This is a genomic window from Glycomyces xiaoerkulensis (assembly GCF_002798405.1).
Lineage (GTDB): Bacteria > Actinomycetota > Actinomycetes > Mycobacteriales > Micromonosporaceae > Glycomyces > Glycomyces xiaoerkulensis.
In genome coordinates this window covers 6,321-21,949 of record NZ_PGGV01000039.1, presented here as the reverse complement: position 1 = coordinate 21,949, position 15,629 = coordinate 6,321, and the positions used below count along the sequence as shown (strand labels likewise).

16 protein-coding genes and 1 pseudogene are annotated in these 15,629 nt (G+C 72.3%); 10 read left to right on the top strand and 7 right to left on the bottom strand.

The features are described 5' to 3' along the window. Nucleotides 1-73 precede the first annotated feature (73 nt). Complete coding sequence (locus CUT39_RS19700; protein ID WP_100449211.1) at nt 74-745, top strand: response regulator transcription factor; 672 nt, start codon at nt 74-76, stop codon at nt 743-745. Then, a complete protein-coding gene (locus CUT39_RS19695) occupies nt 742-1,884 on the top strand; it encodes a sensor histidine kinase (RefSeq protein ID WP_100449171.1) in 1,143 nt (380 codons plus the stop codon). Before CUT39_RS19700 ends, CUT39_RS19695 begins: the two co-directional genes overlap by 4 nt. A gap of 42 nt (nt 1,885-1,926) precedes the next feature. On the opposite strand, the gene CUT39_RS21375 is transcribed toward CUT39_RS19695, so the two are convergent. Further along, a complete protein-coding gene (locus tag CUT39_RS21375; protein WP_100449170.1) occupies nt 1,927-2,739 on the bottom strand; it encodes a helix-turn-helix domain-containing protein in 813 nt (270 codons plus the stop codon). A gap of 104 nt (nt 2,740-2,843) precedes the next feature. On the opposite strand from CUT39_RS21375, the gene CUT39_RS19685 reads away from it, so the two are divergent. Beyond that, nucleotides 2,844-4,655 (top strand): MFS transporter, encoded by a 1,812-nt coding sequence (locus CUT39_RS19685; RefSeq protein ID WP_100449169.1) that lies wholly within the window; start codon nt 2,844-2,846, stop codon nt 4,653-4,655. Between the two features lie 21 nt (nt 4,656-4,676). Here the strand turns inward: CUT39_RS19685 and CUT39_RS21370 are convergent. Next, nucleotides 4,677-5,417, bottom strand: a pseudogene (locus CUT39_RS21370) (MFS transporter); the annotation flags it as partial. A 255-nt stretch (nt 5,418-5,672) separates the two neighbouring features. Here CUT39_RS21370 and CUT39_RS19675 point away from each other — a divergent pair. The 3 genes from CUT39_RS19675 to CUT39_RS19665 all read left to right on the top strand — a co-directional run bounded on the left by CUT39_RS19675 (nt 5,673) and on the right by CUT39_RS19665 (nt 8,442). Beyond that, nucleotides 5,673-6,527, top strand: a complete 855-nt coding sequence (locus CUT39_RS19675; protein ID WP_100449167.1) for an alpha/beta hydrolase — start codon at nt 5,673-5,675, stop codon at nt 6,525-6,527. Between the two features lie 213 nt (nt 6,528-6,740). Then, on the top strand, nt 6,741-7,811 hold the full coding sequence (locus tag CUT39_RS19670; protein ID WP_100449166.1) for a sensor histidine kinase: 1,071 nt from the start codon (nt 6,741-6,743) through the stop codon (nt 7,809-7,811). A gap of 4 nt (nt 7,812-7,815) precedes the next feature. Then, the gene (locus CUT39_RS19665) at nt 7,816-8,442 is read left to right on the top strand and encodes a response regulator (RefSeq protein ID WP_100449165.1); all 627 of its coding nucleotides are present in this window, start codon (nt 7,816-7,818) and stop codon (nt 8,440-8,442) included. A gap of 86 nt (nt 8,443-8,528) precedes the next feature. Here the strand turns inward: CUT39_RS19665 and CUT39_RS19660 are convergent, their stop codons facing one another. The 3 genes from CUT39_RS19660 to CUT39_RS19650 form a co-directional block, all read right to left on the bottom strand. Then, the gene (locus CUT39_RS19660; protein ID WP_100449164.1) at nt 8,529-9,017 is read right to left on the bottom strand and encodes a hypothetical protein; all 489 of its coding nucleotides are present in this window, start codon (nt 9,015-9,017) and stop codon (nt 8,529-8,531) included. 326 nt (nt 9,018-9,343) lie between these two features. Beyond that, nucleotides 9,344-10,003 (bottom strand): response regulator, encoded by a 660-nt coding sequence (locus tag CUT39_RS19655; protein WP_100449163.1) that lies wholly within the window; start codon nt 10,001-10,003, stop codon nt 9,344-9,346. Then, entirely contained in the window at nt 9,996-11,162 is a 1,167-nt protein-coding gene (locus CUT39_RS19650) for a sensor histidine kinase (RefSeq protein WP_100449162.1), read from the bottom strand. The genes CUT39_RS19655 and CUT39_RS19650 overlap by 8 nt, the downstream gene beginning before the upstream one ends. A gap of 204 nt (nt 11,163-11,366) precedes the next feature. Between CUT39_RS19650 and CUT39_RS19645 the strand changes: the two genes are divergently transcribed. Next, entirely contained in the window at nt 11,367-12,281 is a 915-nt protein-coding gene (locus tag CUT39_RS19645) for an ABC transporter ATP-binding protein (protein ID WP_100449161.1), read from the top strand. Further along, on the top strand, nt 12,278-12,988 hold the full coding sequence (locus CUT39_RS19640) for a hypothetical protein (protein WP_100449160.1): 711 nt from the start codon (nt 12,278-12,280) through the stop codon (nt 12,986-12,988). The genes CUT39_RS19645 and CUT39_RS19640 overlap by 4 nt, the downstream gene beginning before the upstream one ends. Before the next feature lie 19 nt (nt 12,989-13,007). Here the strand turns inward: CUT39_RS19640 and CUT39_RS19635 are convergent, their stop codons facing one another. Next, nucleotides 13,008-13,625 (bottom strand): hypothetical protein, encoded by a 618-nt coding sequence (locus CUT39_RS19635; RefSeq protein ID WP_198587298.1) that lies wholly within the window; start codon nt 13,623-13,625, stop codon nt 13,008-13,010. 129 nt (nt 13,626-13,754) lie between these two features. Here CUT39_RS19635 and CUT39_RS19630 point away from each other — a divergent pair, with 129 nt between their 5' ends. Together CUT39_RS19630 and CUT39_RS19625 are read left to right on the top strand one after the other, a co-directional pair. Continuing rightward, nucleotides 13,755-14,372 (top strand): TetR/AcrR family transcriptional regulator, encoded by a 618-nt coding sequence (locus tag CUT39_RS19630; protein ID WP_100449159.1) that lies wholly within the window; start codon nt 13,755-13,757, stop codon nt 14,370-14,372. Then, nucleotides 14,369-15,280 (top strand): SDR family oxidoreductase, encoded by a 912-nt coding sequence (locus tag CUT39_RS19625; protein WP_100449158.1) that lies wholly within the window; start codon nt 14,369-14,371, stop codon nt 15,278-15,280. Before CUT39_RS19630 ends, CUT39_RS19625 begins: the two co-directional genes overlap by 4 nt. Nucleotides 15,281-15,449: 169 nt before the next feature. Here CUT39_RS19625 and CUT39_RS19620 read toward each other — a convergent pair. Continuing rightward, nucleotides 15,450-15,629 (bottom strand): RICIN domain-containing protein (locus tag CUT39_RS19620; protein WP_198587297.1); only part of this gene is annotated, 180 nt, incomplete at its 5' end.

Below are 15,629 nucleotides of genomic sequence, written 5' to 3'. Positions count from 1 at the left end.
GCGAATTCGCTAACGCGGTCCTTATGCGGTCCGGGGCAGACTTACGGTCGATCGAGACGGGAGGATGGCATCGATGCGAGTGCTGGTGGTCGAGGACGAGAAGATGCTGGCCGACGGGATCGCCGAGGGGCTGCGCACCGAGGCGATGGCCGTCGACGTCTGCTACGAGGGCGATTCGGCACGACTGCGCCTGGCCGCCTACGACTACGACGTGGCGGTCCTCGACCGGGACTTGCCGCGAGTGGGAGGCGACGACCTGTGCCGGAAGATCGTCGACGGCCCCCACCACACGCGCGTTCTGATGCTCACCGCCGCCACTGAGGTAGAGGACCGTGTCGAGGGGCTTTCGCTCGGCGCCGACGACTACCTGGGCAAACCCTTCGCTTTCTCCGAACTGGTCGCCCGAGTCAGGGCCCTCGCCCGCCGCTCGGTCCCGGCCGCGCCCCCGGTCATCGAGCGGGCCGGGGTCACCGTCGACACGGCGCGGCGGCAGGTGTTCCGGGACGGCCGCTATGTGCCGCTGTCGAAGAAAGAGTTCGGGGTGCTGGTCGAACTGGTGCGGGCCGACGGAGCGACCGTCTCCACCGAGAAGCTGCTCGAGAAGGTCTGGGACGAGCACATCGACCCGGCCACCAACGTCGTTCGGGTGACGATGATGACGCTGCGCCGCAAGCTCAGTGATCCGCCCGTGATCGAGACCGTGCCCGGCTCCGGGTACGTCGTAAGAGAGGAGCGGTCAGCATGAGCCTGCGCACGAGACTCACGATGTGGTACGCGATCACGTTCTTCGCGGCGGGCGCGGTCGTGATCACCGCGGTGTACCTGGTCGTCAGCGACCGAATCAGCAACAACCTCCAGACCCTCTCCGTCGACCGCGACGGTCTCAAGAAGGTAGAGATGCCCTACGGCAGCACCGGAGTGGTGGGCACCATCCTCGACCGGCAGGCCGCCTACAACGACGCGACGATGGACCGGGTGCTGGCCTGGTCGATCGCCGCGCTCGTGGCCGTCGGCCTGATAGCGGTGATCGCCGCCTGGCTCATCGCCGTCCGGGGGCTGCGCCCGATCGACGCGATCACCGGCACCGCCAGGCGCGTGGCCGACCGCAGCCTCCATGAGCGCATCAACCTCGAAGGCCCGAACGACGAGATCAAGCGCCTGGCCGACACCTTCGACGAGATGCTCGCCCGGCTCGACCGGGCCTTCGAGGGGCAGCGCCGCTTCGTCGGCAACGCCTCCCACGAACTGCGCACCCCGTTGGCGATCAACCGGACCCTCCTGGAGGTGGCCGCCGCCAACCCCGATGCCGACCAGCGGCTCAAGTTGCTGGCCGAGAACCTCCTGACCGTCAACGCCCGCCACGAGCGGCTCATCGACGGCCTGCTCACGCTCGCGCAGACCGAGCACGCCGGACCCGACCGGTCTCCGGTCGACCTGGCCGACATCGCCGCCCACGTCGCCGACGACCTCGGGGGCGAGGCCGCGGAGGCCGAAGTGGGGCTGCGCGTCGAAGCCCGCCGGGCGGTCGTGTCCGGTGACGCGACCCTGCTGGAGCGGTTGGTGGAGAACCTGGTCGCCAACGCCGTCAAGCACAACCTCCCCGGCGGCCGTGTGGAGGTCGCGACCGCCGTCCGCGACGGCCGACCGGTCCTGACGGTCGCCAACACCGGACCGGTCGTGCCGCCCTACGAGGTCGAGGCGCTGTTCGAGCCGTTCCGGCGCGGCCAGGACCGCGACCGGATCGAATCGTCCCGCGGCGTCGGCCTGGGACTGTCCCTCGTCGACTCGATCGCCCGCGTCCACGGAGCCGTGATCCACGCACGGCCCCGGCAAGGCGGCGGACTCGACATCACCGTCGAGTTCGCCCCGCACCGGCGGTCCTGATCCGGGCGCCGTCCCCGCCGCCGATCCATCGCGGGCCGCGGCTCAGGCGACTCGACGGTCGAACTCGCCGCGCACCCGCGCCGGTGTGGTGCCGAGCGTCGCCCGGAAGGTCCGCGTCAGATGCGCCTGGTCGGCGAAGCCCAGCTCCCCTGCGATCGCGGCCAGGTCGACCTCGCCCGCTTCGAGCCGGGCCAGCGCCCGGCTCACCCGCACGCGGTTGCGGAACCCGGTGAGACCGCCGCCCGTCTGCTCCCGGAAGACCCGGCTGAGGTGGGCCGGCGAGGCGCCCAGCGCCCGCGCCAGGCTCACCAGATCATGCGAGGCGGAATCGCCCTCCAGAACCGCTTCGCGTGCGCGGGCGGCCAGCCGCGCCCGGGAGGCGCGGGCCGCCACCGTCCGGGCCGGTGACCCCCGGCCGTCCGAGGACGAAGTGCGGACCGCCGCCACCACCGCGCCGACCAGGCGCTCGGCCGAATCCGAGCCGTCGCGGGCCGCCCGGAGCAGCAGCCGGTGGGCCAACTCGGTGACGCCGTCGACCCGCACCGCCGTGGGCACCGGACGGTCACCGACGACCTCCCGCCAGAGGGCGGCGCCGATCGAGACGAACGTGCAGACGTCACCGCCGGCCGGATGCGCGAACCGGTGCTCCCGCCCACCGATCTGCACATAGCCCTGCGTGACGTCCACGTCCTGCTCCGAGCCCGCGCTCGCCATCCGGAAGCGGCCGCGCCGCGGCAGCACCAGACCGAACGAGTCGGCCGGCTCCGCCGCCGACCAGCGCCGGTGGTCGTCAGAGCACGCCACGACCCGGACCGAGTACTCCGACTCGGACAGGACGGACGTGTAGCGGCGCACCGCTCCACCGTATCCGGGGAGGCCGACACTCCGGCGGTACCAGGTATCGGGAGCCGCGCAAGGATGTTCAAGACCGGCGCCGCTCCCCGTGGAACCTTGGGGCCATGCCGAAGCGCCTCCTCCTCGCAGTGCTGCTCATCGCCCAGACCATGGCTTCGATGGACGGCTCCATCGCCAACATCGCCCTACCCGCGATCCAACGGGACCTCGGTGCCACCGGAGCCACGCAGCAGCTCATCCTCTCGGCGTACCTCCTGGCGCTCGCCAGCCTCATCGTCACCGGGGCGCGGCTCGGCGACCTGGCGGGCCACCGGCGGGCGTTCCGGTGGGGACTCGCCCTGTTCACCGCCGCATCGCTCGCCTGCGGCCTGGCCCCCGACCCGGTCGCCCTCGTCGCGGCCCGAGCGGTCCAAGGGGCGGGCGCGGCGCTGCTGATCCCGCAGGTGTTCTCCCTGATCCAGCACCACTTCCAAGGCGCCGCAAGGCGCCGCGCGGTCGGCCTCTACTCCATGGTGCTCGCCCTGGGGGTCGCCCTCGGCCAGCTCCTGGGCGGGCTGCTCGTCTCGGCGGACCTGTTCGGACTGTCGTGGCGGCCGGTCTTCCTGCTCAACGTGCCGGTCGGGATCCTGCTGCTCGCGGTCATCCGGCGGATGCCGCCGGCGGCCGACGCCGCCGGGCCCGTCGGCCGCGCACCGGCGCGCCGGTTCGACGTCCCGGGGACCATCGCCCTCGCCCTCGGCATGGGCGCCTTCACCGCACCGCTCACGCTCGGCCGCGAATCCGGCTGGCCGTGGTGGAGCTGGGCGGCCCTCGGGGCCTCGGCCGCGCTGCTGGCGTGGTTCCTCCGGCACCAGACACGCGCGAAACCGCCCCTGCTCGACCTCGCCGTGCTGCGTCCGCCCGGCATGAAGCCCGGCCTGATCGCGTGCGCGGTCGTGATGGGCTGCTACGCGGCTTTCCTGTTCGCCTTCACCCTGCACGTCCAGGACGACCTGGGCTGGACGCCGCTGGCGGCCGGGCTCGCCTTCCTGCCCTACACGATCGGTTTCGGGACCATGAGCCTCACCTGGGCGCGGATGCCCGAGCGGGCCGTGCGCGCGCTCCCGGTGGCCGGACCGGTCGTGATGGCGGCGGTGGCGGCCGCGGTCGCGACCGGAGCCTCCCCGTGGGCCCTGACGCCGCTGCTCGCGCTGGCCGGGGCCGGACACGCGGCCGGGTACAGCCCGCTGATCGCGAGGCTGTCCGACCTGGTGCCGCCCGGTCGCGCGTCGGCGCTGTCGGCGCTCAACTCGACCGGGCCGCTGGTGGCGCAGACGGTCGCGATCGCCGCGATGGGCGGGATCTTCCTCGCGGCGGGCCTGGTGTGGGCGCTCGGCGCGACCGCGGTCGTGCTCCTGGCCGGGGCGGGCTGCGCGGCGATCGCGCAGCGTGCGGGCCGGTCGTCGGCCGCGGCCGTGGGCGTCTCCTTAGGCCGGTGGACCGTCGGGCTCGGCCGCCTCCGGCCGGGGGAGCGGCGTGACGACCGCGGCGACCAGGACTGCGAGCGGCACGATCGTGGACAGCCACAGCACCAACTGGAACGAGCCCGTCCAGGAGTAGAAGACCGAGTACAGGACCGGCGCGAACGCGGTCGAGGCGATGGTGACCGACGCGATCGCGCCCCGGATCGCGCCGATGTGGGCGGTGCCGAACAGGCGCGGTGTCATGCCCGCCTCGATGGCGCGCACGGCGTTGCCGGCGGCGCCGACGGTGACGCCGAACCCGATCGCCGACAGTCCGGGATCGACCATCGTCCCCCAGGCGATCGCGAGCGCGAACGCGAACATGGAGCAGGCCAGCAGGAGCCGGGGACGGCCGCGGTCGACCAGGTAGCCGAGCAGCAGCGTCGCCGTGGTGCCGGCGATGGTCTGCGGTAGGAAGTTCGCGGCGGCCTCGGTCGCCGACAGGCCCCGTTCGCCGAGCAGCGCGATCTGGTGGAATCCGATGGCGGTGCCGAAGAACCCCGCGGTGCCGACGCCGGCGACCAGCACCCAGAAGAAGGGGTGGCGCATGGCCTGGCCGCGGGTCATGCCCCATTCGGTCTGCGTCTTCGTCCCGTTGGCCGGGTCGCCGTCGACGAACTGGCCCAGGTCGGCGGGCCGGTTGCGCACCAGCAGGACCGAGAGCGGGATGACGACGAGGGCGACGGCGGCGGCCTCGACGAGCATGGCGGTGCGCCAGTCGGTGGCGGCGATGAGCCGCTCGAGCAGGACCGGCGAGACCGAGATGATGCCGCCGCCGATGGCGCCCTGGAGCCCCAGGACGGTGCCGCGGCGCTTCTCGTACCAGCGGGAGACGAGCGTGGCCGCGCACAGGCCCAGCGCGCCCTGCCCGAGCATCCGGATGCCGACGAATCCCGCGCCGAGCCCGATGATCTCGGTGGCGGAGGCGAGCCCGACGAGCGCGAGGCTGAAGGCCGCGGCGATGACGGACATGGTGCGGCGGGCGCCGTACTTGTCGACGGCCCGGCCGATCCACGGCAGTGCCATGGCGCCGGTGAGGGTCCCGATCATGTACGCGGTGGAGATGACGGTGCGGCTGACGCCGATCTCGGCGATCATCGGGTCGAGGAAGACCGAGATGGAGGCGGTCTGCCCGGGTGCCGTGAATCCGAGGGCGATGGTCGCGACCACGACCATGCGGGGACCGGAGAAGCGCTGTCGAGCGGCGCGGGGCACGGTGGCGGTCACGGGATGGGACTCCAGGTGGTTCGCGTGGTCGAGTACTGGCCGGGCGGCAAGGGGCGTGAACCAGCCTAGAGCGGGGCGGGCGGTTCCGCCCGGATCGTCGTCTGCGGAGTGGGCCGACGTGGCCGAATTCACCGGCTCCGCCGGGGTGCGACGCGAGTAGCCTCGCAACGGCGCCTCACGCCGAGCGAATCGAGGGTTAAGAATATGCGGCATCTGGTCAAGTCCATCTCGATCGCGCTGCGCGCCCTGGCGAGCGTCTCGCCCCGGCTGGCGGGCCGGGCCGCCTTCTTCCTCTTCTGCCGTCCGATGGGGAGGGGCGCTGTCCGGGAGCACGAGCGGGACTTGCACGAACGCGCCGAACGCTCCGTGCTGGAGGTGGACGGCAACCAGGTGGTCGTCCACCGCTGGGGCCGCGGCGAGCGCCCGGTGCTGATGGTCCACGGCTGGGGCGGGCGGGCGTCCCGCTTCGCCGATACGGCCCGGGCGCTCCTCGACCGCGGGATTCCGGTGATCGCCTTCGATGCGCCCGGGCACGGCGAATCGAGCGGCTCGATCACGCACATCCTCCACTTCGAGGAGATCATCGAGCGGTTGTACAAGGACGTCGGCGCTTTCGGCGGTATCGTGGCGCACTCCTTCGGCAGCCTGGGCGTCTTCAAGGCCCTGCGTTCGGGAGTGGAGACCGACCGGGTCGTGTCGGTCAATGGCGTCTGCGACTTCTTCCACCTCCTGGACGTCTTCGCCGAGCGGCTGGGGCTCGGCGCGGAGGTCGAGCGGGACCTGCGCGAGCGGTCGGAGCGGCTGCTGGCCTCGGGCGACGACATCTGGGACCGCTTCTCCGTCTCGCACGACCCCGATCTGATCCGGGCGCCGATCCTGGTGGTCCAGGACGAGGACGACGACGTCGTCGACCCCGAGCAGGCGCGCCGGATCGTGGCCGCGTTCGCGCCGCGGGCGCGGCTGGTGACCACCGAGAAGCTGGGGCACCGGCGGGTCCTGCATTCCGACCGGGTCACCTCGGCCGTCGTCGGTTTCCTCGCCGACGAGCGCGGGCGCTGAACCGGAGCCGTCGAATTCGTTCCGACTGCCGCACAAAGGAACTCATTGCACGGCGGAATGAGCATTGTGGTATGAATTACATACAATCCACCGCTCGGGTGCGATACTGATTGCAGGGCACTGGTGGTGGGGACCGGTCCTTGCCTCACCGAAGCGACGCCGCCGACAACACGAGATTCAGGGATGCCGCAAGCGCCAACGAAGTTCCCCGATATGACGATCGCAGCGGCCGACCGGCCGGGTCCGGGTCGCCTGATGCGCCTGCTGGTCGTGGCCGTGGCTCTGCACCGGGCCGTCTCCTTCGGACTCGGGGTGGCCGACGGCCCCGAGTCGCCGAACTCCGTGACGGCGACCTATGTGCTCCTGATCGCCTGGAGCGCCGCCCTGGTCGCCCTCTCCTGGCGGGACGGCGCCTTCCATCCGGCGGCGGTGCTGCTCGACATCGCGCTCGCCATCGGCGTCGGACTGACCGCGACCGGCTGGGGCGACTCCGGCGAGCAGCTCGGCCACCGGGCGCTGCAGGCGGCGGCGGTCATCGCCGGGCTCGGGCTGACGGTCCGCCTCCAAGCGGTCGTGCTCCCCGCACTCGTCGCCGCGGGTCTGGCGGCACTCTCGATGCCGGGCCCGGACTCGGCCTCGTGGACGGAGAACGCGATCTACACGTCGATCCTGGTGGGCCTCTGCCTGACCGGGACGCTGAAGCAGCGGCTGCTCCGGTCGGTTGTCAGCACGCTCGAGGCCCGAGGGCGGCCCGGCCTGCCGGCCGAGGAGCGGCGGCTGGTGCACGACACGGCCATGGCCACCCTCAGTGCCATCGCCTCGGGCGCGGTGGATTCGGCCAACGACCGCGTCCGGGCGCGGGCGGCCCGCGACGCGGCCTATCTGCGGCAGATGCTCCTCCACGGCCGACTCGAACCCGGGAGCCTGGCGGTCGGGCTCGCCGACGTGGTGGCCGACGCCGAGGCGACCGGCCTGCGCGTGCGCGCCAACTACGCCGGACTGCCGTCCGACATGGACCCCCGTGTCACCACGGCGATGGCGATGGCCTCCCGCGAGGCGCTGAACAACGTGCGCCGCCATGCGGGGGTGGACGAGGCGTGGCTGACCGCCGCCGTGGAGGAGGGCGAGGTGGTGGTGCGGATCGTCGATCACGGCAACGGTCTGACCGATGCCTCGGGCACCGGCATCACCGAGTCGATCGTCGCGCGCATGCGGGAGGTCGGCGGGACCGGGTCGGTCGAGTCGGACCCCGGGGCCGGCACCGTTGTGGAGCTGAGGTGTTGACCGCGTGATCCGACTGGCGGCTGTGGACGACGACCGGATGCTGACCGGCGCTCTGGGCACCTGGTCGGCCGAGCGGGCCGACATGCGGCTCGTGGCCGCGGCCGAAACGGTCGAGCCGCTGCTGCGGCGGGGGACCGGCGACATCGACGTCGTGCTGCTGGACCTGCTACTGGCCGACCGCTCCGACCCGGCCGAGAACGTCCGCCGCCTGGCCGCGGCCGGGCCGCAGGTCGTCATCGTCAGCGTCGTGGCCGAACCCGGGGAGGTCATGACCGCCTACACCGCGGGCGCCAGCGGGTACGTGGCCAAGAGCAACGACCTGTCCGAACTGGCCGGGGCCGTGCGGCGCATCGCCGCGGGGGACGAGGTCTGCCGACCGGAGCTGGCGTTCGCCATGGCCCACGACCAGCGCCCCGAACGGCCGCGGCTGGCGGCCCGGGAGCGGCAGTTGCTGGTGAACTACGCCTCCGGGATGACGCTCGAGGCCGCCGCGCGGCGCATCGGGATCCGCCCTTCGACCGCCAAGTGCTACCTGGAGCGGGTCAAGGAGAAATACCGCCGGGTCGGTCGGCCCACCTACACCAAGCTCGACCTGGCCGACCGGGCCCGCGAGGACGGCCTGGCCCGGTAGCAGCACCGCAGGGAAGCCCCCCTGCGGCGGACCCCGGCTGCGGCGCCGCGGATCCGGCAGGAGGCTTCCCCGATTCCTACCGGGGCCTAGTAGGGGTTGTAAACCTGGCGGTAGTCGTCGTACTCGACGAAGTCTCTGCCGACGAAGGTGTTGCCTTCCAGTACGAACAGCACGTTGTAGTTGCTGGTGGTGAACTGCCCGGAGAAGGTCTCGCTCCCGCCGCTGCAGAGGTTGCCGGGCGGCTGGTAGCCCGGCTTGTGCGTGTCCAGCACGGTCTGCGACCAGGAGCCGCCGGAGTAGGACGCGTTCTTGCCGACCGACAGGGTCGGCGGGGTGTAGCTGGACTGGCGGCACACCTCGATGGAGTACCGGAAGGTGTCGCCGTCGGTGTCGAACTGCACCCAGCCCTCGGCGTAGCCCAGGTCCTGGTTGTAGGGGCCGTCCACCTGGAGCTCCACGTTGTACTGGTTGCCCCAGGCGGCCTGCGCCGGGGCAGCGGTCATGACCGCCGAACCGGCGGCGAGGAGCATGGCGGCGAACACGACCGCCGTGCGCCTCAAGAGAGTCGACAGCATTGCTTCTCCTTTCGATCGGTCTCCAGCGGCCGGTGCCGACCGCTGCGAGGGGTCGGGCAGTGGTGGCACTGCGGTCGCGCCGGCCTCCCGATGCCGTGGGCGCGCTCCCAGCGACGGAGGTGAGCCTGGACGGACGATCCATCCCCTTTGACCTGTCGTGGCGACCGGCGCGACTGCATTCTGATGCTATGTACGCACGCTGAGCCACAACAGACGACGGAACGGACGTCTTGACAGATCGCCGAGACTGTGCGGGGGGACCGGGAGGCCGACCGGACCCGTCGTCCATGAGGGACTCGCCGGTCCGGCCCGTCCGCACCCGGGCGTCAGTCCAGCAGGCCGGCCCGGTAGGCGAGAATGGCCGCCTCGACGCGGTTGGTCAGACCGAGCTTGGTGAGGATCCTGCTCACGTGGGTCTTGGCCGTCGCCTCGCTCATGTACAGCGTGGAGGCGATGTCGGCGTTCGACAGGCCGCGCCCGACCGCGGTCAGCACCTCGCGCTCCTTCTCGGTCAGCTCCGAGATCCGGGCCCGGGCCCGGTCGCGTCCGTCCCGCCGCGGCTGGGCGAACCGTTCCAGCAGCCGCCGGGTCACTCGTGGAGAGAGCATCGCGTCGCCCTCGGCGGCGCTGCGCACGGCGGCGACCATATCCTGCGCGGAGGCGTCCTTGAGCAGGAAGCCCACGGCGCCGTTGCTCAGCGCTTCGTGGACGTATTCGTCCAGGTCGAAGGTGGTGAGCACGACGACGCGGGGCGCATCCGCCAGATCGGCCATGCGCGCGGCGGCGGTGAGCCCGTCGGCGCGCGGCATGCGGATGTCCAGCAGCACCACGTCGGGCCCGAGCTTCCGGGCCAGGTCGACCGCTTCGGCGCCGTCGGCGGCCTCACCGACCACGGCGATGCCGGGTGCGGCCTCCAGGATGGTCCGGAGCATCGAGCGGACCATCCACTCGTCGTCGGCGATCAACGTGCGGATCGGGTCACTCATACCCGTCCTCCTCTGCGCGCGGGACCGTCGCGACCACCTCGAATCCCCCGTCGGCGGTCGGTTCGGCGGCGAACTCCCCGCCCACGAGCCGGACCCGCTCGGCGAGGCCGAGCAGGCCGTGGCCGCCGCCCGGCAGGCCGCCGCCCTCCACCGGGCGACCGCGGCCGTTGGCGATCGAGAGCCGCAGCCCGTCGGGCGCGTGCCGGACCCGCACCCGGGTCCGCGCGTCCGGGGCGTGCTTGTGGACGTTGGCGAGGGCCTCCTGCGCCACGCGGTAGATCGCGTGCTCGACCAGCAGGGGCGGCCGCTCGCCGACCTCGTCGACCACTTCCAGCGTGACCGGCGTCCCCAGCCGCCGCGACTGCTCGACCAGCGCTTCCAGGTCGGCGATCCCCGGCTGGGGAGCCAGCGGCGCGTCGCCGTCCCGGCGGAGCACCTCCACCAGCGAACGCAGCTCGTTGAGCGCCTCGCGCCCGGTGGCGCCGATCTGGCTCCCGATCCGGGCCGCGTCCGCTCCCTCGGTCGCCTCGAGAGCGGTTGCATGCAGCACCATCAGCGACACGCGGTGGGTGACCACATCGTGCATGTCGCGCGCGATGTGGGCCCGCTCCTCGCTCCTGGCCTGCGCTATCCGCTGCGCCTGGTCGCGTTCGGCCCGCTCGGCGCGCTCCCTCGTCCGCTCCAGCAGCTCCCGCCGGGTGGCGACGTACATCCCGATGAGCGCGGGAGCCAGGCAGACCGCGATGCCGATCGGGATGGCGCCGTCGGGACCCGCGTACCGCCAGATCGGGGCGCCTGTCACCACGACCGCGACCGAGGCGCCGACGGCCACCTTGGCCCACGACGCCGTCCGCTCCGCGAGCGTGTAGATCGCGACCATCACCGCCGCGTGCGCCGGCACCACCGCGTTCACCGCCAGCGCGCCGAGCAGGAACACCACCGGGATGCGGCGGCGCTGCCAGGCCAGCAGCCCGACGGCCGCCCCCAGCGGGACGCCCGGCCACGGCGGCGGGATGCGGCCGGCGAACCCGAACAGGCTCGGACCGAAGAAGTCGCTGGACCCGAACAGGCCGGTCGCGGTGAGCACCGCCAGCACCACCGCCGTCGCCGCATCGACGAGCGTGCGGCGGTGGAGCCGGGGCGGCCGGTGAGCGGACATACCGATTCAGCGTATAGCGCCCGGTGTCGATCGCATCGGCCGAAAGTTGTACGTCGGTCGCGCCGATCGGCTACGGACGACCGATCGGGTCTCCCGGATCGGCCGATGCGCGGCGACCGGCCGCCGGGCCAGGCTCGATGCATGAATCTTGCAACGCATCCCGACCGGCGGCTCCCAGCCGGTACCCAGCGCTTCGGGGAGGATATGAACGGAACCGCGAAAGCCGTGGAAGTCGCGGGCCTGACCAAGCATTTCGGATCGCTGCGCGCGGTGGACGAACTCGATTTCACCGTCGAGTACGGCTCCGTCGTCGGTTTCCTGGGGCCGAACGGGGCCGGCAAGACGACCACGCTGCGCTGCCTGGTGGGCCACGTCCGGCCCCAGGCCGGACACGCCCTCATCGCGGGGCGCCCGTACCGGGACCTGGCCGATCCGGTGTCCACCGTCGGCGCGGTCCTCGAGAACGGCGCGGCGCATCCGGGCCGCAGCGGACGGAACCACCTGCGGATCCTGGCACGCCAGGCCCGCATCGGCCCCGAGCGGGTCGAAGCGGTCATCGACCGGGTGGGGCTCGGCGACGCCGCCCGCCGCCGGGTGGGCGGCTACTCGCTCGGCATGCGGCAGCGGCTCACCCTGGCCGCGGCGCTGCTCGGCGACCCCGCCGTGATGCTGCTGGACGAGCCCGCCAACGGTCTGGACCCCGAGGGCATCAGGTGGCTCCGCGAATTCCTGCGCGGCCTCGCGGCCGAAGGGCGCGCCGTCCTCGTGTCCAGCCACGGCCTCGCCGAACTGGAGCTGACCATCGACAAGGCCGTCGTGATCGGGCACGGGCGGCTCATCGCCGAGCAGTCCCTGTCCGAATTGGCCGCCGCGGCGGGCGAGCCGCAGACCCTGATCACCGTCGCCGAACCGGACCGCCTCGCCGACGTGCTGCGGCGCGACGGGCACGAGGTGCTCGGCCGCGACGGCGACCGGCTGACCGTAGCCGGCGACGACGCCCGCACCGTGGGCCGGATCGCCTTCGAGCACGGGATCGCGGTGGACCGGCTCGCGACCGCACGCCCCTCCCTGGAAGAGGCCTACTTCCGTTTGACCGCAGGAAAGGAAGCGATCCGATGACCGCGCTGATATCGGCCGAGGCGACGAAGCTGCGCACCGTGCGCTCGACCTGGTCGGTCCTGCTGGTGCTGCCCCTGGTGGCCGTCGTCAGCCTCTTCGACGCCGTGTTCGACCCCGTCGAGCACAACTCGGTCCTGGTGGACTTCATGGACGTCTCGCTCACCGTCGTGGCCATCATCGTCGCCGCCTTCGCGGCGGTGAACGTGGGCGGCGAGTTCCTCCGGCGAACGGTCGGCCTGGACTATCTGACCGTCCCCAGGCGCGTTCCGGTGCTCGCCGCCAAGATGGCGGCGTTCGCCTACGCCGGTGCGCTGCTCGGTTTGGCCACCGGGGCGGTCGCCCACGCGGTCGTCATACCGATCGCCCTCGGCCGGGACGTCCCGCCCGACGGCATCGGCCAGATCGTCGCGCGCATCGCGACCGTGGCGGTCGCGACCGCCCTGCTCGGTGCGCTCGGCGCAGCCATCGGCGTGCTCGTGCCCCATCCGGCGATCGCGGTCGGCGCCATCATCGGCTGGCAGCTCGTCGAAGGCGTCCTCGGCGCGGCGCTCGGCATCGCCCCGTACCTGCCGATCAGCCTGCTCACCAGCGCCGCGCATCTGGGCGGCACGGTGTCCTTGCCCGCCGCCTTCGGTCTGCTGGCCTCGTATGCGGCCCTGGTCGGCGCCGCGGCCATGCTGGTCGGAAGACGGCGCGACCTCAATTGAACCGGTGCCGCCCGGCGGGTCACTCGCGGGGCGGCTCGGCCGGGGCGAGGCGCCCGGCGCCGCGGAGCGCCAGGCGGCGTCCGGCGATGACGGTGGTGAACAGGAGTCCCAGCGTCAGCAGGTAGCCGGCGAACATCCAGGAGGCCGGGCGCCAGTCGTCGACCGTCAGCAGGGTGATGGTCGCGGCGACGACGACCAGTCCGTAGAAGAAGGCGTTCTCCGAGTGCGGGTCGCGCCAGGCCTTCCGCAGGGTCGGGACGCCGCCGGACCCGTCGGCCAGGGCCGCGAACAGCACGGCCAGCGGCGCTTGGCCGAGCCCCAGCCAGACGGCGAGGGCGGCGACCGAGATGGCCCCGCAGACCAGGTCGAAGCCGGTGATCCGGACGGCGCCGTGGCGGCTGATGAACGAGGCGGCGACGACGATGAGGGGGTTGACGCCGGCCGCCAGCGTCTGCACCGAGGTGAGCCCCACGCCTTCGTCGAGCTGGGCGAAGAAGCCGATCAGCGGTGCCGCCGCCCACAGGACCCAGGTGACGCGATTGGGGTACGCGCGGCCGGTCAGCGTCGCGTGGGCGTAGCGGAGGCTGCCGAGCAGTCCCAGCCCCGCGCTGAGGAACACCCAGTTCGGATCAAGCACGCCCGAACCCTATCCGAACGGGGTTCGCCGAAGCCGTATCGAACAGATCACACGTTCGGCTCCGGGGGTGGAGACCGACGAGCACCGTGGTTTAATAAATGAACAGTCATTTATTATTGGGAGGCCGAAATGGCGGGACGTCCCCGAGGGCTCGACGATGCGGTGATCCTGCGCCGGGCCGCCGAAGTCATCGGGCGCGTGGGCCCCGCGGGCCTGACGCTGACCGCCGTGGCCGACGAGGTCGGCCTCGTCCCCGGCACCCTGGTGCAGCGCTTCGGATCCAAGCACGGCCTCCTGGTGGCCCTGGCCCGGCAGTCCGCGCAGGACGCGGACGCCATGTACGAGCGACTGCGGCAGGGGCACGCCTCCCCGCTGACGGCGCTGGCCGCGCTCGCGGCCGACGCCATGGCACCCATGTCCACGCCCGAGACCTTCGCCAACCACCTGGCATTCCTCTGCATGGACCTCACCGATCCCCGGCTCCACGAGCACGCGCTGGCCATCCACCGCGCCCAGGGCCGAGCCGTCCGCACCCTGCTGACCGAAGCGGTCGCCGCCGGCGAGCTCCGGGCCGGAACCGACACGGCCGCACTGGCCGCATCCGTGCAGGCGAGCATCGCCGGCACTGGACTCGTCTGGGCCCTCGACAGACAGGGCGCGCTGCCGCAGCGACTCCGGCGCGAGATCCGGTCCCTCTTGTCACCGCACGCCACACACCGCGGAACCACCGCTTTGGAGGAATCATGACCGATGACCACCGGCCGCTCGCCGGCAGAACCGCCCTGGTCGCGGGAGGAACCCGCGGCGGAGGCAGAGGCATCGCCGTCGAACTCGGAGCCGCCGGCGCCACCGTGTACGTAACCGGACGGAGCAGCACCGCCGGACGCTCCGACCTGGACCGCCCCGAGACCGTCGAAGGGACCGCCGAGCGGGTCGACGCCGCCGGCGGAACCGGTATCCCGGTGCGCACCGACCACGGCCGCCCGCAGGAGGTCCGCGCGCTGGTCGACCGGATCGCCGCAGAGCAGGACGGGCGGCTCGACATGCTGATCAACTCCGTATGGGGCGGCGACCCTCTGACCGACTGGGAGCACCCCCTGTGGGAACAGGACCTGGACACCGGCCTGCGGCTGCTGCGGCAGGCGGTGGACACCCACGTGATCACCAGCCGGTTCGCGCTGCCGCTGATGGTGGCCCGCAAGAGCGGACTGGTGGTGGAGGTCACCGACGGCAACACCGCTCGGTACCGGGGTTCGTTCTTCTACGACCTCGCGAAGTCCGCCGTGATCCGCCTCGCGGTGGCCCAAGCGGCGGAACTGGAGCCGCACGGCGTGGCAGCCGTGGCCGTCTCACCCGGTTTCCTGCGGTCGGAGGCCATGCTGGAGGGGTTCGGCGTCGGCGAGGAGAACTGGCGCGACGGCGCGGTCAAGGACCCGCACTTCGCCCACTCCGAATCTCCCGCCTACCTGGGCCGGGCGGTCGCGGCGCTGGCCGGCGACCCCGCCGTGATGGAGAAGTCCGGGCGCGCCCTGGCCACCTGGGGCCTGTACGAGGAGTACGGGTTCACCGACGTGGACGGCACGCAACCGGACTGGCGGGCCCACTGGAACAGCGCCCTGGAACCGGAACTCGGGCCGCTGGGGGAGCCGCTGTAGCCCCCGCTCGAACCCTCCGTACGGATAGTGGGCGAGCCCCCGGAAGGAAAGGGCTCGCCCGGCGTCCCGGGATCGAGGGGTTCGAGGTGCGGGACGCGCGCCCGCCGGCCGATCGCGGCCGCGGGGCTTATTGTGGACAGTCAATGCGAGGCATGCCGCCCCGTTGTCGCTACGAGATCGCCCAGTCTTGGACTTCGGAGCCGTTGCAGGTCCATTGGCGGACTTCGGCGCCGTCGTCGGTGCCCCATTCGAAGTCGTCGAGGCACAGGCCGGAGTAGCGGTTGACGATGTTGGAGTAGCCGCCGCCGGCGTCGACGATCTCCCACTGCTGGACCTCGTTGCCGTTGCA